Here is a 21,799-nt window from a genome sequence, read left to right as displayed (position 1 = left end):
CCGTAACGACGGTGAATGCTTGGACTTTCGGCCGCTGTTGTCTGCAAATTTTTTTTATTGACCGCTCTAGCGGTTGAAATCCGCAGACAAAGGCGGTCACTAACGCTCCTACAGTTCCAAGCTTCCCCTCTGTTACTCACGCCTTCTTTAGAATTTGATTCAATTTTATTCATTTAAAACAACTACTCAGCCCTATGCCTCTTCCCATAGGCGGCGGACGTTATCCATGGCAATGCGTGAGGCCGTTTTGCAATCTTCCATGCCTTCAAATTCTACCGAGATATATCCGTCATACCCTGATTGTTTCAACACACGGAATACCTCAGGCATGTCGATATCGCCATGGCCCACAATGGCGCCGCGCAGGTAATTGCCATGCGAGGTTTGGAACCAGCCTTCACCCGGATTCCGGTAGGAAGGTCTCCAGTAGAAGTCTTTGGCGTGCACGATCGACGCATACGGAATGTTATTTTTTACGGCACTCACCGGATCTTCATCCACACAGAGGAAATTGCCAACATCCAGTGTGGTCTTGAAGTTACTTCGCGCCGTCTCGTGTAACAAACGCTGAATGCGCTCACTCGACTGCACATAGTACCCATGGTTCTCCACGCTTGTTGTGATTCCAAAATCCGCTGCATACTCGGCTATCCGCTGACAAGCCTTCACCAGTACCGGCAGGTCAATCTCGAACTGTGCTACAGTCCCTTCTGTTGCAGGGCGGAAAGCCACGTCATGACGCATTAGATTCACACCGAGCGCTGCTGCCACATCCACATGTCGCATCACATTTTGGATCTCTTGCTCCAACGCTTCAGCGTCCTCCTGCACAGCAAAGTTAGCGCCGATGGCATAATTCGAAATGTCGATCCCGACCTCTTTTGCCACAGCTTTAATCTCATCAATTAATTCCGGATTATCGATCAGACTGAATCCCATCGGGACAATCTCCACATGTTCACCACCCTGATCGGCGATCCAACGAATGGCATCCGGTACGGTCAATTCTTTGCGATCCAATGCTTGTTGCAGACTGTAGGTGCTGAGTCCAACTTTCATTCTTCATCATCCTCTCATGTAGTCGATGTCCTTACCCAACGTATACCTTTTTCCGGCGGACACGACAATTCTCAATAATCGTTTGGCTCACCTATTTTCCTTTTCTAGCCCAAATCCGGTGTATCCACAAACGTTACGGCCAGATCAGCCGTCTGATGAAGCTCGAATACCATGATTTCATTCTCACCTTCGTGAAGGAGCGGAGCAGGTACATACAACGTTTTTTGCGGTCCTTTATTCCAGTAGCGTCCCAGATTGAATCCGTTTACATATACAACCCCCTTGGTCCAGCTATCCAGACGCAGAAAAGTATCTCTTACATCCGTGATATTAAACTCTCCTCGATAAAAAGCTGGCCCCTGTGCTTCGCTAATCGCATTACTAAATTGCAAATCCGACAGATCGGTTAATGGCAGACAATGAATCGTCCAATCATATAAAAATTGAAAGCCATGTCGCACACCCTCGGTGATTCCCTTCGGATCTCTCAGGTACGGACCATAGTTGATTCGCCCCATATTTTCAACAAGGATCAATAGATCTGCGCCCTCTGGCGGCACTTCAAAGGAAATCGATAATTCCGTATTTCCCCGTTCGAACACACCTTGAAATTGCCTATCAACAAACACAAGCGCACGGTCACGCACCTCCTGGACCACCAGTTCCTGTCGCTCCCTTGGGCCGGATATCCGGGTTTGATAACAAATAAATCCATAATCCTGACCCAGCTTCTCCATCGGTTCTGGATTCGTGCGTTGCACCGGGACTGATATCTGGTCCATCTGCGCCAGTAATGATGCCTGCTGAGTCATCCCCACTCGCCCATAGGCGATGGTTCCCTTCGGTTCTGGCAGCACAAGCTCACCCAGATCCTCATTGCTATACCGAGCAATTAGATCACGCACCGCATGGAATTTCGCTGTCGGCTCCCCGGATTCACTGAGTAGTGAATCGTAGTCGTAACTTGTAATCGTTGGTTCGTATTGGTCCTTCTGCTGACAGTTCGCCCCGTTGTAAAATCCGAAGTTCGTTCCACCCTGGAACATATAAAAGTTAACCGAAGCTCCTGCTCGAAGCATCTCCTCAAACACACCAGCCACATCTGCGGCTTCTCGGGTATGATGCGACTCACCCCAGTGATCGAACCAGCCGTTCCAATACTCCATGCACATTAAAGGTTCGTCCGCCTGATATTCACGCAGCTTGGCGAACGCTCCCTCCGTACCTGATCCAAAATTGACTGTAGCCAGATGCCCCGGGACTGATCCCGCTTGCAGCATGTGGTCTGTCGGTCCGTCCGAGGTAAATAACAACACATCCATACCGCGCTCCACCATGCCATCACGTAAATATCGCAGGTAACTCGCATCATTCCCGAAGCTGCCGTACTCATTTTCAATCTGCATCGCGATGATCGGCCCGCCATTAGTGCTAAGAAGGGGTTTTAATTTGGGCAAAAGCACATCATAATAACGATCCACATTCGCCAGAAATTTGGCATCATTACACCGCAGACGAATTTCATCATCGGCAAGCAGCCAGGCAGGTAATCCGCCAAACTCCCACTCGGCACATATATAGGGACTTGGGCGAACAATCACATGCAGACCCACATCTCCCGCAGTGCGAATAAATCGTTCCAGATCAGCCATGCCTTCAAAACAATACTGCCCCTGCTGTGGCTCATGAACATTCCATGGCACATACGTTTCCACTGTATTGAAACCGCAGACTTTCAGCTTGAGTAACCGATCCTCCCAATAGTCGAGGACCACTCTGAAATAATGGATGGCACCCGACAAAATCCGAATGGGCTCGCCATCATACATAAATTGTGAACCTTTATACGTCAGCACCGCCATTTTACAACCCTCCCCGCTCGCTCAGATATATGCCTAACCCGGACAACGTAGGGTACCATCTGGATTCATGAATGCAAAATCGCATCTTTCTCGATGTGACCTGTGGGAAACAACATATTCGCTTATACCCCACCACCGTCCCCTTGTAGAACTCTTCCCAACCACCATCTGCCCTCAGTGACTCCAGTGTAAAACGCTCAATCCGTTGGCCTGTCTGGATATATTCCATCAGCACCACCCGGTCAAATGATCTTTCTTCCTGCAAATCCAGCTCGATCCAGGCCTGTTCCGTTCCTTCGTGAGGACACCAATACGTATCCCGTCGTTCCGTCAGCACTTCCGATACGGCATGTTGTTCATCCATCGTCTCCGATGCTTTTACCAGCGCCTGCAAGGCGAAATTTTCCTGAAAAATGGTGCGCAGCGAATCTCCCAATTCCTGTAGTCGCTCGACATCCGTTTCGTGAATGAGACCACGCGTATCCGGTGGCAGATTGAGTAAAAAGGTAGCGTTGCCCCCCACTGTGCCGTAATAGACGGTGAGCAATTCTTCCAATGTTTTGACCTGATCATCTTCACTGGCATGATAGAACCATCCTGGGCGAATCGAGGTATTCACCTCGGCAGGGTACCAGATCAGTGGCTCACTTTGGAAACGAATAACCTCTCGGCTTCCCAAATCACTGTCCTGCGTATTGATCCTTGTGGCAAACTCACCATCATCCACCTGTTGTGATTGCTCCTGAATCTTCTCATTATCCTGCATATGCGCTGGCACAACGCTCCATTCCGATTCCCGTGTATGCCCCGCCTCATTGCCGCACCAGCGAACATCCGGGCCACATACTGAGATGACAGCCTCAGGCTGAAGTTCACGAATAAGCGCATAATAGGCGTCCCAGTCATAGACCTGCCTTTTGCCATTCGGACCCTCCCCACATGCACCATCAAACCATACACAGAAGATGTCGCCATAATTCGTAAGCAGCTCGCGTAACTGTTGGAGAAAAAACTCGTTATACCTCTCGGAATCTCCATAAGTGGCTTCATGACGATCCCAAGGAGACAGGTACACGCCAAACTTCAATCCGCCCTCACGGCAGGCATCGGAAACTTCCCGAACCAAATCCCCCGTACCGTTCCTCCACGGACTAGCCGCGACCGTATGCGCTGTAAACTGACTCGGCCACAAACAAAACCCATCATGATGCTTACACGTCAAAATTAGCCCCTTCATCCCCGCAGCCTTGCACGCCTGCACCCATTGCGTTGCGCTCAGTTCAGAAGGATTGAAAATCGACGGGTCTTCCTCCCCAGTGCCCCATTCCTGATCCGTAAATGTATTTACCGTAAAATGAATAAACGCGTAGAACTCCATCTCCTGCCATCTCAGCTGGCGTTCGGATGGGCTGACCTGTGCTGCGGCCTTAATCCATTCGGCTGGTTGCAGTTCATAATTCATGGCGTATCACTCCTTTTATTTAGTGCTCCCTATATCATTGGACCACCCTTGCTCGTACCGCCACTCAGTGCACTACTGTCCATGAACGGCTGTGATGCAAGCAATAACTTCTGCTTGGCTTCTGCAACCAAATGTGGATCAATGGGATAATTAAAGCTGCCTTTGTACCTCACGCCTGATCCCATATGGATTTCCGTGATACCCGTCTGACTCACTAGCGTTTGAATCCGCTCTATGGTGACCCCCGACCCTGCCATGACAGCGATGTTCAAGGTTTGCCCCAATTGCTGGAGTTGTTTCAGTTCTAGCATCGCTTCAGGCGCTGTCCGTTTTCCTCCCGATGTAAGCACACGCTCTACATTGCCCAATGTGTTAATGGTCTTGAGCGCCTCAGTCAAGCTTGTGCTCACATCAATTGCACGATGAAACGTAACGCCCAAACCCTGAGCTTCGGCCATACATAATTGCATGGGTAAAAGGTCCACTTCACCATCTCCGGTGAGGGCACCGATTACGATGCCAGCGGCTCCAAGTTCCCTCGCCACGCGTACATCCCGGGTCATGGCGTGGATGTCATCTGCGCTATAGCGGAACGAGCGGCTATGCGGACGGATCATGACATACACTGGGATGGAGACTTGAGACAGTACTTGCTTCATGACACCATAACTGGGGGTAAGCCCTCCTTCGGACATCGCAGACACCAGCTCAATCCGATCAGCCCCTCCCTCCTCAGCTGCCTTGGCATCTTCCACATTCACAGTAATGACTTCCAATACAGGCTGTCTTTCCATAATGTAGCTCCCTTCACTTCATCGTTGAATATTACAGCGTATTAAGGTGATCATCAGCAGGACATTATGTCGTAAGTAGATACTTCCGAGATTGCAATCCCGTATTCTCACCCAACCCTCGCAACGTTAACCAGTATTGATAGACATCACTCGAACTGCACACAGCCTGCTTCATGACATAAGGACCGACTGAACGCATCATCAGCGCTCCTGCGGTCCTTCTTCATCATTAGGGCGACGGTCAGCTTCCCGGAACGCAATCCGAATAGGCTGACCTTCCTGAACGATATATGATTTGTCGGCAATGATCTTCATGATTGGATTCTCCTTTGGGGACCGGAATGGGCTAGCAAATAGAGAGCGCAACGGATTTCATCACTTTATCTAATGAATTTTGTTATTTTTGTTATTTATAGTGTTATTATTTATTAGCAATAGTCTAAAACGTTAGGATCAGAACGTCAATACAAAAAAAAGACACCCGGAGGGTGTCTTCGTGTTTTGGATAACCTCCTGGTTATCCGAGCTTTTTCTATTTTCTACGCCGAGCCTTCGTCATTCGATTAAACATGATCAGTGCCGCAATGATCATGGCTATCATGGCAATATTACTCGCCACTTCTTGTGATAGTCCGAAAAGAACTCCCAGGTTAGTCACCAGGCCTCTCACAATCAGCGCCACCACAACCAGCAGGATTGGACTCAAAAAATTATAATTTCTCATTCCTCGCAACACCCCTGACCCCATTGTTCAGAACTACGAATCTCATAACACTATCATAACAGTAGCTATTCTGTGTTACAACAAAGGACACCCGAGTACAGTGTCCTTTGTCATATGCCAACGTATTCTATTTTGAATGACAGAACAACCTTTCGATCGCTCTTGTCACCTGATATTTCCGATTATCTTCTACACCTGTTTGAATTCGATCCAGTCAATCTGGAGCCCTGGTTTCGTGAAGTCCAGTTTCAATTCATACAGTCCTGCTTCAAGATCTACTTTGACAAGTTTCTGTCTGATCCATTTGCCTTCCGTACCATTCGTTTGAATGGTGGTTACCAACTGGTCATTCAGGAGCAGGTTACATGCACTTTGAGCGAGTTCCGGCTCAGGGGACATGATCTGTACGATAATCCGATAATGACCTGCCTCGTCCACTTTCATGTAGACGGGTTCAGCTACTGCAGGTTTCACCTGTGCGTTCTCAACCAGATCTTGAGCTTGTGCAGCAGATAGGGATGCATTCGCTTGGAAAGAAGCGATATTCTCTACAATCTCATGTTTGCGGGATGAAACCGGTGCATTCATGATGAACTTGCAGATATTAATCGCCGAGCGTTGCAGCTCTCCGCGAGTCAATGTTCCATTTTCCAAGGATTCAATCGTGTTGTCGCCCCAGCCGTTGATCTCTGCGCCGTAGTTCGGTACAACCATGTAGAGATCATTCTGGGCACGAATCATCCAGTTGGTGTATTTGCGATCAGCTACTCCACCTTCGGTCACATCATTCATATCCGCCCACCAGTCGGTCATTACGATTCCCTCAAAATTCCATTCGCCGCGAAGAATTGTGGTGTTCAGGTCATAGTTAGATGCCGCCCAGTGTCCGTTAATCGGGTTGTAGGAAGTCATGATGGAGTTCGCTCCGCCTTCTTTTACAGCGATTTCGAACCCTTTCAGGTAAATTTCACGCAGTGCACGTTCGGAGACAACAGCATCTACTTTACTGCGGTGTTTCTCCTGATTGTTGCAGGCAAAGTGTTTCAGTGTGGCATTGGAACCACCCTTCATGATACCTTTCGTACATGATGCGGCAAATACACCCGAGATCAGTGGATCTTCGGAGAAGTACTCAAAGTTCCGGCCATTAAGCGGGCTCCGGCGGATATTGAGTCCAGGTCCGAGCAGGGTATCCACCTGATTTCTCAGCAATTCCTGTCCTTCCATCACATACAACTCTTCAACAAGATCCTTGTTCCATGTCGCGGCAAGCAACGTACCAATGGATACCTGTGTTGCCTTCTCGCCACTATCCATACGAATACCGGACGGGCCATCTGCCGTACATGCTACCGGAATACCGTAGTTAAACAGGCTGTCGCTGACACCACCAAATGCAGATGCCGTCCCCGAAGTAACGAGCGGACTGCTCATGCCTTCACCACGGACAATCGCCGCCAGATCCTGATCACTCAGTTGAGCGATGAAGGTTTCCAGACTCACTTTGCCAGCCTTAACGTCACTCAGCTTGTGGCCCTGGTTGCCCGTCTGCTCCAGCGTTTGCGGGAGATTCTGCTCAATCCGGTTTGCCATGGATATCTTACGTTTCGGTACTTCTGCATAAGTCAGTTCATAAGATCCATCTTCCTTGCGCGAACCTGGTTTCATCCGTGTGAAATCTTCAGTTGGGGCCATCGCTTCTTGCAGTTTCTCCACCAATTGAAGGGATTCAATCACATATCCATCCTGCCCATCAATGCTGATATGCTGCACTTGTTTCACACTGGTTCCTACATGCAGTCGGTATGTACCTTCTTCCAATACGTACGCGGAAGCAAGACCTGTAACACCTGCATCATCGTAAGATGCCATGGCATAGATCGGGAAGCTGATCGTCAGAATTTCTGACTCGCCCGGCTGCAACAATCCTGTTTTTCCAAAAGCCACCAAAGCCTTCAACGGTTGTCCCAGTTTGCCTTGTGGTGCTTCATAATAAACTTGCACAACCTCTTTGCCCGCATATGTTGTACCTGAGTTGGTCACATTGACACGAACTTCAATGTAGGTTTCGCCGTCTTTGGACACGGATTTTGCTTCTTCATGCTGGGTCAAAAACGTCGTATAAGACAGGCCGTAACCGAATTCAAACTGAACGCGCTCAGGTCGAAACGTTTCGAAATAACGATAACCTACATAGATATCTTCCTGATACAGGTTCTTAAACTCATTGCCGTAGTTGCTTGTCGAAGGATAATCTTCGATGGAATATGCAATCGTATCTGTCAGTTTACCGCTTGGTGTAACGTCCCCCGCCAGCACATCGGCAATCGCGTTGCCACCCTCCATACCGCCATGCCAGGAGTAAATTACACCTTGGATCGGATGTAGATACGTTTCGTTTAACCAGCTCATGTCGATGATATTTGAGACATTCAACACAACGATTGTGTGTTCAAATTGCGAAGTAACTTGCTTCAACATCGCTTTCTCATCTTCTGTTAGTTGGTAACTTCCTGGCGCATCCGCATTATCCTGGTCTTCTCCTGCTGTACGTCCAATAACGATAATGGCTTTGCTGGATTTGCTTCTAGCCTGTGCAACAAGTTCATCCGTCAAAGGCATTTCCTTCTGATTCCATGGCTCGGCCGCCCATACTTTTCCGCCATCATCAAATGGATTTTCCTCAATCCACTTCTCATAGACAGTTGCCAGCTCTTCATTAACAGTAATATTCTTTTTGCTGCGAAGACCATCTAATAGATTCGTTGTGTAGGCCACATGTACACTACCGCCTGAACCTGTACCACTACGATAATAATTTACTTGAATCCGTCCAAAAACTGAAACGTTTTCGTTTTCACGAAGTGGAAGCACTTGGCCTTCATTTCTGAGTAAAACGGCTCCTTCAGCGGCAACCGTACGACTAAACTCTGCAAACCCTTCCAATGGAACTCCGATTTGATGTGTGCTCAATGATTTCCCTCCTGATTGTCATCCCCATATCTACGAATCGCTATATATAAAATGAACTAACAAAACGTGCGCTCATTTGATATAAAAGATATTCTATGATCTGGTAGATTCACTTGTACATAGTCTCATATTAACAGATTCTATAGGAGAAATTAAATTAGATTTGTGCTTTATTTATATTATTAAAAAATGTCTAGGATTAGCGGCATAATAAAAAGCCACGGACGCCTGTTGTCCGTGACTTTTCTTGATTTTAGATCACTATTTCAAGTTGTAAGTTTCGCATACACCAGGAAGAATAACATCTCTTCGCCCATGATGACATAACCCGGAACCCGATAGATCAGATCAACAAGGACAAATGCCACCAGCAACCCTACCATCACTGCCAGATGACGTGGCCGGAGTCGTAGATGTGCGTGTCTGTAACGGTGGAACACAAGTGAGGTCGACAAGAAATATAGCAGCGTTGATCCAAACACAAACCCTAGCATGAACACATAGTTTAACTGATTCTGATATAACAGCTGAATTGAAGCAGCGATCATGCTCATGGAGATGTAGATGAACAGATGGCCGTATATGATCGCTTGCCCGGCAGTCTGAATCTCTTTGCTGACCTTTTTCTCCACGTTGTCGAAGTACTGCCACCACATCGCAATGACAAAGATGGACGTAAAGGCGGCAAACAGGATGGATTTCATATCCCAATGATCTGCTTGCAGCACAGCGATAATGCTTACCACCGATTCACCAAGCAGGATAAGTGTAAAGAGTGCGAAACGTTCCAACAAGTGATGGGTCTGAACGGGCACTTTCACCAAGTTTTTACGTCCAATCAACGGAAGTACAATATCCACGGCAATCCCCACATACAAAATCAAGTAGCGTAACCAGGAATCGAAGAACAATGAACCTGATGAGATCAAGATGCCAATGAGGAAACAGATACCCAAGTAACGAGCGGCTTGCTGCTGATGCTCGCTTTTCGACTTGTGAACCGTCAGATACTGAATCGCCGTAAATGCCCGTGAACCGATATATCCAACGAAGAAGGACAGGTAGTATTGGTCAAAATGAGTAGAAAGGCTCGCCGTCATGACCATAACGGACAGAAGCTGAAGGATGAGGAATATTCGATGGATCAGGATGTCTTGACCATAGCGGTTAATAAACAAGGTCTGACCGACCCATGCCCACCAAACAGGGATAAAAATAAGCACAAACTTCATTAAATATTCAAACGTAATTACTCCGTGTTCGGCATGCAATAAGACATGACCCGCTTTGGCGACCGCTGCTACAAAGAGCAGATCGTAAAACAGCTCCAGCCAGGTAACCTTTTTCTCCATCATCCTTCGTTGCTCCTTTAGGTTTTTCTCATAATCTAACGTCAGCTATATAAGTTGAACTAAAGATGATTCACACATACACTTCGATGACAGAATAACCCTCCAATCGCTGTTATCCCCAGATTTTTCGATTCCCTTTTCCCAAGGGAAAATCCGGGGATAGCATATGCTTCCGATGTAGCTTTCTTTCAGAAAGCTTTTAGGCGAACGCTTCGCTTTTTCAGGTTTTTTCTTAATTCGCAGCTGTAGCAGGTACGAGTGTTCTGACTTCGATCGGTTGCAGATTGTCCTCAATTTGAGGGCGGTATTTCTCAAACCACTCTGGCAGCATCAATTTTTGTCCAAGCGAATCAGCAGGTTCATCTTTGGCAAAGCCCGGAGGATCTGTAGCAATTTCAAACAGAATGCCGCCAGCTTCTCTGAAGTAGATTGCATTAAAGTACTGACGATCCCGAACTGGAGTCGGTTGGTAGCCATACTCGCGTACAGCTTCACTCCACTGTGCATGCTCCTCATCATCTTTGGCGCGCCATGCAATATGGTGCACGGTTCCTGCGCCGCCCATACCCAGAGCCATACGGGTTACTGGAACATCTACGACATTACCGATATCCCCACTGGACCGGAAACGAGCATACTCTTCATTTTCACTCACTCTGACAAATCCCATGATTTTCTCAAGAGCATCCATCGTTCTTTGCGGGTTAACACTGAACAGGACAGCACCACCGAAGCCTTTGATTGCTTTATCTGTTGGAATGCCTTCGTGCGCCCAAGTGCTGGTTGCTCCCTCTTCCCGTTCAACAAGCTCAAGCCGCAGGCCTTCGCCATCTTCGAATTGAAGCAGGTCTTCATTGAAGCGACTTGTTTTGGTTACCTCAATGTTATACTGTTCCAGCCGATTCTGCCAGAAGCCGATCGACCCAGGAGGAATGACATAGGATGTGATGCCGACCTGACCTCCGCCAATTTTGCCCCGTGGTGATCCAGCGGATGGGAAGAAGGTAATGATGGTACCTGGGCTTCCGTGTTCATCGCCAAAATACAGATGATATACATCAGGAGCATCGAAGTTGATTGTTTTTTTCACGAGACGAAGTCCCAGAACTCCGGCATAAAAATCAACGTTGGCCTGTGGATCTCCTGCGAAAGCTGTAATATGGTGAATACCTGCTGTTTGAATAGTCATGATTAATTCCTCCTTGGTTTGGTAAGCATGTTTTGAATTGAGTAGGTGTTTTAGATATTTGAGTTAGTTAAAGAGTCAGTTAATTGATTTATAGTAAGTTTGTATTATCTTTAAATTAAGATATATGATCTAGCGAATTATATTCTAGTTGTTATTTTGATTGGCCTGTTCTTGTTTCAATTTATCAGGAGTCACGTCATCGCCGTTTGGATCATAGATGGTTGCATTCAGCAGAATGTCGTTGACCGAACCGCGAAAAGTTTGCAGATATTCCTGGCGAAGACGAACCTGTTCCTCTTTCTCCATCTCCGTCAATCCGCCCTCTTTGGCTTTTCTTGAAAGTTCATTTATTCTGGTCAATGTTGGGATCATCATCTTGATCTCTCCTTGTGTAATGGATTAAAGATATTTGTTTTGGTTGTTATTTATATTTAAATTAAATATCTTAAGTTAAAGATAAGTGATTTGTGATCGGTTGTCAACACTTTTATCAAAATTAAATAATGAATCCAAACAAAAAAGGGCTAGCTCCGCAATAACTCAACCACTGCTGGACTAGCCCTACATGTATTTATTTGATTAGCCCAGTTTTTGACCACAATTCGGACAGAAGTTGGCTCCTTCATTTTTGGCTCCACAGTTCGGGCAGAAGTTTGGCTTCTTGTTGCCTTCTGTAGATGAAGAGTTACCTGAATCACCGTTGCTATTTCCCGCTGGTTTCTGGTCGTTATTTTGATTCTGAGACGAATTGGAATTATTGTTCTGGTTTTGGCCTTGATTCTGGTTCATGTTTTTCATCATTTCATTGGCCATGTTCATCCCCATCATCATACCAGCCATATCTGAGGCCGCGCCGCCGCCCTGTACTTTACCGGATGAGATACCGTCTGTCATACTCACCTGCTGATACTTTTGCAGATTACCAATCATCTCATGTGAGGCGGTCTTTGTAATCATATCCTGAATCTCTTTTGGATAATTGAAGCTCATCACCTGGAAACCGGTAATTCCAATGCCGATGTCCATCATCTGCATATCCAGATCTTCCTGAATCCCTTTGGCAATATCCGATGCATTGGCCTGCAGGTTGAACATATCCTTCCCTTCGCGGCTAATCCACTTCATTAGAAGCTGATCCAGCACAGAAGTGATTCGGATTTTGACATCCTCCACCAGATAACTCTGCTTGATGCCTGCAATCTTATCAATCAGGGTTACATAGTCACTTACTTTAAAATTAAATGTACCGTTGGCCCGAATCGGCATCCCGCCCGGGAGCTGTGGTGTTGGAATTAACACCGGACTTTGTGTGCCCCAGCGCACGGTGAACTCTTTAGTATTTACAAACAATACTTCGACCCGCATACCACTGTTGAATCCGAATTTGAATCCTTTTAGTGTAGAAAGGAATGGAATGATCTCGGAATCGATATTAAATGAGCCTTCGTCCTCGAAAATGCCTTCCACTTTACCGTTATTCAGGAAAATGGCGTCCTGACCCGAACGGATGATCAATTTACTCCCCTTCTTGATCTCCCGGTTGCTCCATTTCCAAAATATCATGTCATCTCTGAATTCTTCCCATTCCACCACATTCGAAAACTGATTTCTGAAAAATCCCATACTCGTTCCCATCCCTTCTATTAGTAAGCATTGTGTGTCATCATGCCTGGTTAAGTTATTGCGAGTGTCCGTGATGCTAGAAAGATCGGCTGCTACCGCTATGGGAATGGCCACCTCCGGTGGTTCCTCCACCGCCGCCTCCGCCACCATTGTTATTGTTCTTCTCGATCTTGCGCTTGGTGACCGTTGTACGAATGTACCGATCCTGACGATCAATTACACTAGAATTACTGGAATCCTCATACGTTGCACGATTGACAGTAACTCGCCCGCCAGAACGATGGGTCATGATACCAACTACAATTCCTCCGATTGCCACGGATACAGCAAGTTGAAACCACGTATTGAAGAGGATATTATCCGGGTTTACCCCGGGTTTAAGATCCATATATTCGTAGGAGAGCTCCAAATATTTTTCAAAAGCCAATCTATAATTTCCATCCGATACATCTGGGGCAATTTTGGCCGTAATTTTATCAGCTCTGCCATTATCGATGTACTCTTCCCCTTTGTAAAAACCAGCCAGATACATCTTCCGATTGTACATGTCTATTGTAAGAATAACTGCGTTGCCATGCGTTTTATCGTAACCAAATCCCTGATCGTCATAAAAGTCTTCGGTAAGCAGTATTTCACTTTTTTGCTCCTCGTTATTGGAGGTATAGATAACAAAGTCTGTCTGCCGTTCCGCGCCATACTGATTCGCAAGTAGATTCAATTCACTTTTCTCCTGCTCACTCAGCAGGTTGGCCTCATCGTAGATGAGATTTTTGCTCTCCGCTGCGGATGCCGATGACATGGGAATCAACGGAGCGACAAGGGTTATCATAAGTAAAATGAGCGCAGCCATCACGGCCAGAGGGGTTCTTTTTCTCATAAGAATCCACCTCCCATCATCCAGGAAACCAGCTTCAGTGACAACAACGAGACCGCAGAGACTCCTGCGAACCATCCTGCCACTTTGGCTTTGCTGATCGGTGGTTTGCCGACCACTTTACCTGTCTGACCATTCATGGCAAAGGTATACTGTGCCCGATTGTAGTCATAGTTGACCATCCACACCGGGAGCAGCACATAGTCTGCATTTTTGAGCGTGGTATCAATCTGTTTGTCCGTGTAGCTCACACTGCTATAACCAGATACGGTTGAAGCAATATAAGAATCAATGTAAGATCTCGTTTTATCCTTGGCTCTTGGAAAAAGTTCCTCGTCTGTATAACTGTATTTTTCCGCAATGTACCCTGCCAGATACGGGGTCTTGAACAATTTCAACTGATTATATGGAAAAGGCTCGAGCTTATCCATCAGTTCATCCTTCATTTTCTCCGATGCATCGATGGGCAGGTTCACGTAATTCAGCCGAATTCGGCGGTATATATCGAAATGCTGTGTTTCCGTGTAATGGTAGTCGCCCTGGGTGTAGGATCTGACCTTGGTGCCACGCCCATGCACTTCGATTTTGTTATGTAACTCATACAACCAGAACGGCACGTACATGCCGGTAATGCTTTGAATCCGATCGGCGGACATGAAGCCACTTGGCGTTAAGAGGCCATTTTTGCACCACTTTTTGAAAGCCTGCTTGGCTTGATCCTTGTTGATCGAAAAGGGAATCACCATCGCGGGGGCCAGATTGCCCGTCAGCCGATCACTGAGTACAACCGCTGCACCGCAGAAACTGCATGTCGTCGCACTAGTCTCCGGCTCCGTCACGATGTCAGCTCCACAGCTGTTACAGTGGTATTCCTTGACCTCATTTTCGGTGAATACTTGTCTCTTCAAGGGATCGGGGATCTGCTCTATGTTGTCCTGACGGCCGCAGCTGGGACAGGATAATGCACCTGACACACTGTCAAAGATCATGCCACTGCCGCAGTTTGGACATTTATATTCAATAACCGGCATCTGCTCACCTCAATGTTAACGAAATGGTATAACGTATTACTTATTCTTCAGCTTCTCCTGAATCGCTGCGAGTTCTTCCTCCGCATTTGGCGACACATTCTCATTATTACCCGCATCTGCGTTCATGTCCCTCTCCAACTGGGCAATTAATTCGTCCAAATCATCTTCCTGTGTCCCAGCACGAAGTTCTGCCAAAGCCTCTGCTTCGTTCAGCGCCTGATTCGCCTTGTCTTCCATGGCCTTAAATGCAGCATCAGCTCTGCCCGCAGATGCATTCCGTTCATTAGCCTGTTGCTGCGCCTTTGCATCTGCCATGCGACCTTTCAGTTCTGCATGCCGCGCTTCCAGTTGTCCCAGATCTGCAACCAATTTATCATTCATATGCTTCATCATCTTCGCTTTGGCAGAAGCACGTTCATAGGCAACCTGTAATTCGTTCAATTTGTCAGCCAGCTTCACTTTCTTCTCCAGAAAACCGCGTGCCTTATCTTCGTCTCCCGACTCCGCTGATTTTTCCGCATACCGCTGTAACTTCTTAACCTCGGCGCTGCACTCATCGAATGCTCGCTTCGCACGGCTCTCATCTGACAGCAACGCTGCCGTCTCAGCCTTCACCTGGCCCAGATCACTGCTCAGGCTGCGCATATATTCATTCACACTCTTCTCCGGGTCTTCCGCCCGCGACAACATGTGGTTCACATTCGCCTTCATCACGTCTCTAAACCTCGATAAGATTCCCATTACTTGTTCCTCCTCCGAAAAGTTCATATGTATACTATAATACATGAATACGCCCACATACGTTTCACATTTCACGATGGCATGTGGGAGATACAACAATCCAAATCCGTACTATAACAACGCAATATAAGAAAAGACGAGCACTTATAGTGTCGCCTCATGATCCAAAAATTTTCTCATAATTATCAGTATCATTCTTCCTCAATCACAGTTCATTAATGAATTGCATACTTCATCTGTGATCCGATCTCGATCGGTATTAAGGTTTTAATTTTGCTCCCATTCTACAAATCCCTAACTAACTACGGTTCAACCGGAAGGCTCTCCATCGCTGTAAAAAACACATCCAATAGCTCAACGTTGTATGTGATGCGGACGTATTCGGTTATTAATGCCATATCCTCTTCCCTCTGATACTCCAGACATGGACGGCCCTCACTCCAGAGCACCCTGCACGGGTACTTCCCGACAACATCCTTAATGATCTGATCCGGCTCAGCTACTTTATGAATGTCTCCCATATGAAATCTCCTCATTTCTCTACACTTATCGTGTGCAATTATGCATTAATTTTGAAATACATAACGATTGGATTCAGTGTACTTCATCACATTCCACTCGGAGAGTTATGGATGCATATCACACGGGCATTTTGCAGACACAACAGGGCTGCTTCCCCCATAGGTGCCATTCCTTCGCAAGTTGGCTATAATAAGGGGATCAAAGTTTTCTATAAAGGCAGGAAAAATATGCGTACACGAGTTCACTTTATTGCTCCCTACGAATCAATGATTCCTATTATACAAGAGTGCATTCCTCGCTTTCCCCAGTTAGCCATTCAGACGGACGTGGGCGACTTGGCGAACGGTGTGGAATTAGCAACCCAAGCTGAGAAAAACGGTGCAGAGATTATCATCAGCCGCGGCGGAACCGCCCAACTCATTAAAAAAGCAGTGACCATTCCCGTCATTGATGTGCAGTTATCGGGCTATGATATGATTCGTTCACTTACACTGGCAAGCCAGTTTAACGGCCAGACAGCCATTGTTGGCTTCTCCAACATCACCTCTGGTGCACAATCGATTATTGATCTGTTGGATCTGCCCCTCAAGGTCTATACCATACATAGCTCGGAAGATGTCGCCCGATTACTCTTGGAGTTGAAAGCTTCCGGGTACCGACAGATTGTCGGAGATGTGATCACCGTCAACACCGCGAAGACCTATGGTCTGGAGGGGTTGTTAATCCAATCCGGCCAGGAATCCATCCTTAGAGCGATGGAGGATGCACAGCTGGTCTACCGTTATTTGAGCAAAAATCATGCGATATCGATCATCCTGAATGACCTGGTTACACGGGAACATCCCAATTTACTTATTTTAAATGAACGGAATGAAGTTGTATTCGAGAATCTGACCGATTTTGAGAAAAATCCGCTGACCGATAATCACATATATCTGACCAACACCAGTCTGGAATTCCATCAATCCCAGATCCAAAATGTGTTCATGGTGGACGATTACCAGCTCACGGTTAACGCCTATGAAACGACCCTGGACAACAAGAACTACAAGGTGTATATGCTGGAAAAAGGACAACCCTATGCCTTTGCACAATTCGGCATAACAACGTTCACGGACGCATCGATGGAGCCCATTGTTGCTGATTCCCCTGCCATGCAGGCGGTATTGAAGAACATTCGAGCACTTTACGAGAATCATGAACCGATCTATTTGCAGGGTGAAGCGGATTCCGGTAAATCTTTTCTGGTCAAACACATTCATCAGATGTACTCCGGTGGCGGACTGTTATTACAGATGAATCTCCCGCAAGTTCCGCCCGGTCATTTGCACAAGATACCACTCACCAAGGTTAGAAATGTAGAGATTAACCACATGGAAACACGTATGGAAGATCCGGAGTTGCTCGCCTTTATCCAGAGTTGCCTTCAAAACCAGATAGGGGTGTTTATACTCGGAGAACAGATATTAAACCCGCATTGGTCACTTGATCTGGAGCTTAATACAATCATGATGCCAAATCTTGCAGATAGATCGGAGGATCTGGCTCCATTGATGCAGCACTTCCTGACAGATTACTACCAGAAATATGGAACTACTGCGGTGAGGATAAAAGAAGATGCACTACAGCTGATCCGGGATCAGATCACGAATATGAACGTCAACCAGTTGAAACATCTGATCAAGCAGGCTGCACTCAATGAACAGGATTATGTAATTACCACGGCTACCTTGTCCCGCTTGCTGGATCAGCAACCTTCTTCAAGCCCAATGAAGTTGAACGGTACGCTGAAGGAGATTGAGAAAGAAGTTATTCAGTTCGTGCTTCAGGAGGAAAATAACAATCAATCGAAGGCAGCAGAGCGTCTGGGGATTAACCGGGCCACATTATGGCGTAAACTTAAAGATTAACTTTAAGTTTGCGTCTTTTTTATCGCTTCTATGTGTTGCATTTTTAAACAGTTAATCGAGTATTTAAAATTTACAATAATTTATTGTTGCTATATTAAACGATATGGGATAATATAATCCCTGCAAGCGCTTCATAAAAACGATTACTTCATAAGGAGCTACTACTATGAACATTAAAGCAACTTTAGATCGCATCCCTGGCGGTATGATGGTCGTTCCCCTGTTACTTGGTGCAACCATCAATACATTCTTCCCGAATGCCCTGCGCATCGGTGGATTCACGGAAGCTCTCTTCGTTAACAGTTCCAGTACTTTGATCGCGCTGTTCCTGTTGATTGCGGGTACACAGATTACGTTCAAAACAGCGGGTTCATCCGTCGGCAAGGGCGTCACCTTGCTGGTCGTCAAGTGGGCGATCGGTGCAGCACTCGGTCTCGTTGCCATTCTATTTGCTGATTCAAGTGGATTATTCCTGGGTCTTGCCCCACTGGCCATTATTGCAGCAATGACCAACTCGAACGGCGGTTTGTACATTGCACTCGCTGGTCAATACGGCAAAGAAGATGACAAAGCAGCCTATCCATTTCTCGCACTTAGCGATGGTCCATTCCTAACCATGGTAGCGCTCTCCATCTTCGGTGCGATGGGCTTTGCCAACGGCATGTTCTCTCCTATGGCATTCGTTGCTGTATTGCTTCCGCTCATCGTTGGTGTCATTATTGGTAATCTGGACCGCAATCTGGCGGAGTGGCTGCACAAAGGCAGCGACAAACTTGTTCCGTTCTTTGCCTTCTCACTGGGTATGGGAATCAACTTCTCGTCGATCATCCAAGGTGGACTTGGTGGAATTATGCTTGGCGTTCTGACTGTTCTTCTCACAGGTGGAATTGGATTTCTATTGTTCAAAGCTATTGGCTGGAATCCCATCGTTGGTGCTTCCGAAGGTTCAACAGCTGGGAATGCCGTAGGTACACCTGCTGCCATCGTGGCTGCTAATGCTTCATTTGGCCCGATTGCCGAGATTGCTACGGTGCAAATTGCGGCGAGCGTTGTAACAACAGCCATCCTGTTGCCAATCTTCATCGGGTTCCTCTCCAAACGACTGGAGAAATCAGGTGGAGTCGAGAAATACAATCAACGACCAACCACATAAATGGGTATCAACTGATTTAATGTGCTTAATCTGTGCTTAATGGATGATCTGAACGGACTTTTTATTAAATTGTGCTTATAAGGAGGGATGACTGCATGAAATTAGCCATTATTGCAGATGATTTGACCGGTGCCAATGACAGCGGGGTGCAGCTTGCCCGTCATGGCTTAAAGACCAGTGTTCTTTTTAATATGGATGAAGGCCCTCTTACACGTTACGATGCCGTCGTCTTTGATACAGATAGTCGTTCCATATCCTCGCAGGAAGCGTATGACCGTGTATATCAGGCTGCTGAATTGCTGACGAACAACGGATTTGAGACGATTTTCAAAAAAATGGACTCCACCATGCGCGGTAATATCGGTATCGAGATTGATGCTGTATATGATGTCGTAAAGCCGGACTTTATGATGATTGCCCCGGGTTATCCAAAAAATAACCGGACGATATTGGAAGGAATTCATTACCTGAACGGCGTTCCGCTGGCAGATACTGAAATTGCCCATGATCCGAAGACACCTGTAACAATTTCCTACCTTCCGGACTTGTTGAAACAACAGACCAAGTACGAAGTTGGCGAGATCACCGTCGCCGATCTGGAAGCCGGGCAGAATCATATTCGCACCAAGCTAGAGCAGTTGAAAACAAATAATATCCCGTATGTAATGGTGGACTCCACCGAAGAAAGACATCTGGAACTGATTCTGCAGATGACTCGCGAGTTGGAGTATACCTTTACTTGGGCAGGTTCGGCGGGCATTGCCAATTACCTCCCCGCACATTACGAGTTGGAATCCAGAGCTGCGTCACTTGATATCCCGGAGAATCCCGGTCCAATCCTAACGGTGGTTGGCAGCGTGAACAAAAACTCCCGAGAGCAGCTGCATCGCTTGATGCGCAAGTCCCGCGTAGCTTCAGTCTCCTTCCATTCTTTCAAAGCGGTATCCGCAACCGCAGACCGCGCGGAAGAGATGGAACGTGTCTATAACGAGGTTCGAGACAAAGCGCTGGAAGGACAAGATGTTGTCCTCTACTCCACCGCAGAACAAGTGGATATCGAACTGGCACGGGCGACCGGCGAAGTTCGTGGTCTCAATCACACGGAAGTCAGCAACGAGATTGTACTTGCGATGGGTGAGATCTGTGCCAGACTGCTGGAAGAGGGACTGTTCAAAGGGGTATCCATGACTGGCGGCGATACGGCAAAACAAATCTGTCTGAAATGGAATATTAGCGGCTTCGAGCTGCTGGATGAGCTTGAAATCGGCGTGCCGATCTCCAAGTTTATCGGGATTGATGATCTGCATGTGATTACCAAAGCAGGCGGATTCGGTAAACCGGATGTCTTTATCCATGCGATTCAAAAATTAAAAGGGGGTATTCTCGTATGAAACCTACAATCGGAATTACGATGGGCGACGCAGCAGGTATTGGACCGGAGATTATTATGAAAGCACTGGGTCATCAAGAAATGTACGATCAGTGCAATCCACTCGTTATCGGTGATGCAAAGATTCTGGAGCGTGTGTTGCCAGTCATCGGTTCAAGTCTGAACGTTAATGCGATTCAAGAGCCTTCTGAAGCCAAGTATGAATTCGGTACTGTGGATGTGATTGATCTGAACCTCGTTCCTGCGGATCTGGAATATGGTAAAGTATCTGCCGTGGCTGGGGATGCCGCATTCCAGTTTCTCGCCAAAGCCATTGATCTTGCTAAAAAACAGCAGATTCACTCCATCTGCACCGCGCCTTTGAACAAAGAAGCTCTGCATCAGGGCGGGCACCTGTATCCGGGGCACACCGAGATTCTGGCTGACCTGACGGATACGCAGGACTTCTCGATGATGCTGACCACGCCAAATCTGCGCGTTATTCACCTGACAACACACATGGGTCTGATCGATGCCATTGCGAGTATTAACCCGGAAAGAACCTACACCGTCGTGAAGCTTGCTCATGATACGTTGAAAAAAGCAGGCTTTGAGAATCCGCGTGTTGCCGTATGCGGAATCAACCCTCATGCCGGAGAGAACGGCTTGTTCGGTAACGGTGAAGAAGAAGAGAAACTGCAGCCCGGCATTGAGCGTGCGCAGCAGGAAGGCATTAACGTCGTTGGTCCACTGCCGGCGGACACACTCTTCTTCCGCGCTGGTCGCGGTGACTTCGATATCGTTGTAGCCTGCTACCACGACCAAGGCCATGCGCCGATCAAGGTAATGGGCATCGAGGAAGGCGTGAACATCACCGTTGGCCTGAAAGGTGGCATCATCCGTACATCCGTTGACCACGGTACGGCATTTGATATCGCCGGCAAAAATATCGCCGATGATAAAAGCATGCTGGCTGCCATCCGCTCTGCTATTGAGCTGGCACCAAAGGATCAATTTTAAGAGTAGCTTTATATAGAAGGAGAAGGCAAACCCTCTGTAACTTAGAGGGTTTGTCTTCTTTGTATATGGTCCCCAAGTTTATAATTAAGCGAAAAGTGATTGGCTTGAGCAACCCGATTACAATATGACCTTCCCAATCGC

The 21,799-nt window shown here is 47.0% G+C and carries 19 protein-coding genes; 4 read left to right on the top strand and 15 right to left on the bottom strand.

Annotation, left to right across the window (positions count from 1 at the left end; all coding sequences use genetic code 11):
• Window positions 1–192: 192 nt before the first annotated feature.
• The 15 genes from MHB43_RS01515 to MHB43_RS01445 form a co-directional block, all read right to left on the bottom strand.
• Entirely contained in the window at window positions 193–1,059 is an 867-nt protein-coding gene (locus MHB43_RS01515) for a sugar phosphate isomerase/epimerase family protein (RefSeq protein ID WP_405131190.1), read from the bottom strand.
• 104 nt (window positions 1,060–1,163) lie between these two features.
• On the bottom strand, window positions 1,164–2,921 hold the full coding sequence (locus MHB43_RS01510) for a glycoside hydrolase family 35 protein (protein WP_405131189.1): 1,758 nt from the start codon (window positions 2,919–2,921) through the stop codon (window positions 1,164–1,166).
• Between the two features lies 1 nt (window position 2,922).
• Window positions 2,923–4,383 (bottom strand): alpha-L-fucosidase, encoded by a 1,461-nt coding sequence (locus MHB43_RS01505; protein WP_405131188.1) that lies wholly within the window; start codon window positions 4,381–4,383, stop codon window positions 2,923–2,925.
• A gap of 29 nt (window positions 4,384–4,412) precedes the next feature.
• Window positions 4,413–5,177, bottom strand: coding sequence for a copper homeostasis protein CutC (locus MHB43_RS01500; protein WP_405131187.1), 765 nt, complete (start codon window positions 5,175–5,177; stop codon window positions 4,413–4,415).
• Window positions 5,178–5,241: 64 nt separating this feature from the next.
• Window positions 5,242–5,379: a hypothetical protein gene (locus MHB43_RS01495; protein WP_221822300.1), complete on the bottom strand. Its 138-nt coding sequence runs from the start codon at window positions 5,377–5,379 to the stop codon at window positions 5,242–5,244.
• Between the two features lie 330 nt (window positions 5,380–5,709).
• Entirely contained in the window at window positions 5,710–5,901 is a 192-nt protein-coding gene (locus MHB43_RS01490; protein ID WP_017691199.1) for a hypothetical protein, read from the bottom strand.
• Between the two features lie 189 nt (window positions 5,902–6,090).
• The gene (locus MHB43_RS01485; protein WP_405131186.1) at window positions 6,091–8,874 is read right to left on the bottom strand and encodes a glycoside hydrolase family 3 C-terminal domain-containing protein; all 2,784 of its coding nucleotides are present in this window, start codon (window positions 8,872–8,874) and stop codon (window positions 6,091–6,093) included.
• Between the two features lie 266 nt (window positions 8,875–9,140).
• On the bottom strand, window positions 9,141–10,229 hold the full coding sequence (locus tag MHB43_RS01480; protein ID WP_076210224.1) for a low temperature requirement protein A: 1,089 nt from the start codon (window positions 10,227–10,229) through the stop codon (window positions 9,141–9,143).
• A 229-nt stretch (window positions 10,230–10,458) separates the two neighbouring features.
• Window positions 10,459–11,415: a ring-cleaving dioxygenase gene (locus MHB43_RS01475; protein WP_405131185.1), complete on the bottom strand. Its 957-nt coding sequence runs from the start codon at window positions 11,413–11,415 to the stop codon at window positions 10,459–10,461.
• A gap of 144 nt (window positions 11,416–11,559) precedes the next feature.
• Entirely contained in the window at window positions 11,560–11,787 is a 228-nt protein-coding gene (locus tag MHB43_RS01470; RefSeq protein WP_076254330.1) for a DUF896 domain-containing protein, read from the bottom strand.
• Window positions 11,788–11,994: 207 nt separating this feature from the next.
• Complete coding sequence (locus MHB43_RS01465) at window positions 11,995–13,038, bottom strand: SPFH domain-containing protein (RefSeq protein WP_036674710.1); 1,044 nt, start codon at window positions 13,036–13,038, stop codon at window positions 11,995–11,997.
• Between the two features lie 76 nt (window positions 13,039–13,114).
• Window positions 13,115–13,915 (bottom strand): TPM domain-containing protein, encoded by an 801-nt coding sequence (locus MHB43_RS01460; RefSeq protein ID WP_405131184.1) that lies wholly within the window; start codon window positions 13,913–13,915, stop codon window positions 13,115–13,117.
• Complete coding sequence (locus MHB43_RS01455) at window positions 13,912–14,943, bottom strand: hypothetical protein (RefSeq protein ID WP_047841485.1); 1,032 nt, start codon at window positions 14,941–14,943, stop codon at window positions 13,912–13,914. The genes MHB43_RS01460 and MHB43_RS01455 overlap by 4 nt, the downstream gene beginning before the upstream one ends.
• 36 nt (window positions 14,944–14,979) lie before the next feature.
• Window positions 14,980–15,684 (bottom strand): PspA/IM30 family protein, encoded by a 705-nt coding sequence (locus tag MHB43_RS01450; protein ID WP_405131183.1) that lies wholly within the window; start codon window positions 15,682–15,684, stop codon window positions 14,980–14,982.
• Window positions 15,685–15,986: 302 nt separating this feature from the next.
• Window positions 15,987–16,205 (bottom strand): hypothetical protein, encoded by a 219-nt coding sequence (locus MHB43_RS01445; RefSeq protein ID WP_405131182.1) that lies wholly within the window; start codon window positions 16,203–16,205, stop codon window positions 15,987–15,989.
• A gap of 228 nt (window positions 16,206–16,433) precedes the next feature.
• Between MHB43_RS01445 and MHB43_RS01440 the strand changes: the two genes are divergently transcribed.
• The 4 genes from MHB43_RS01440 (at window position 16,434) to pdxA (ending at window position 21,658) form a co-directional block, all read left to right on the top strand.
• On the top strand, window positions 16,434–18,116 hold the full coding sequence (locus MHB43_RS01440; protein WP_405131181.1) for a PrpR N-terminal domain-containing protein: 1,683 nt from the start codon (window positions 16,434–16,436) through the stop codon (window positions 18,114–18,116).
• Between the two features lie 166 nt (window positions 18,117–18,282).
• Window positions 18,283–19,269 carry a 2-keto-3-deoxygluconate permease gene (locus MHB43_RS01435; RefSeq protein ID WP_169482134.1) on the top strand — a complete coding sequence of 329 codons (987 nt, stop codon included), beginning with the start codon at window positions 18,283–18,285 and terminating at the stop codon, window positions 19,267–19,269.
• 95 nt (window positions 19,270–19,364) lie between these two features.
• Complete coding sequence (locus MHB43_RS01430) at window positions 19,365–20,660, top strand: four-carbon acid sugar kinase family protein (RefSeq protein WP_405131180.1); 1,296 nt, start codon at window positions 19,365–19,367, stop codon at window positions 20,658–20,660.
• A complete protein-coding gene (gene pdxA / locus MHB43_RS01425; protein WP_237178320.1) occupies window positions 20,657–21,658 on the top strand; it encodes a 4-hydroxythreonine-4-phosphate dehydrogenase PdxA in 1,002 nt (333 codons plus the stop codon). Before MHB43_RS01430 ends, pdxA begins: the two co-directional genes overlap by 4 nt.
• Window positions 21,659–21,799: the final 141 nt, after the last annotated feature.

Source organism: Paenibacillus sp. FSL H8-0317 (assembly GCF_045040685.1).
Lineage (GTDB): Bacteria > Bacillota > Bacilli > Paenibacillales > Paenibacillaceae > Paenibacillus.
Note: the sequence above shows the minus strand (reverse complement) of the source record. Positions and strands in the feature narration are given on the sequence as shown.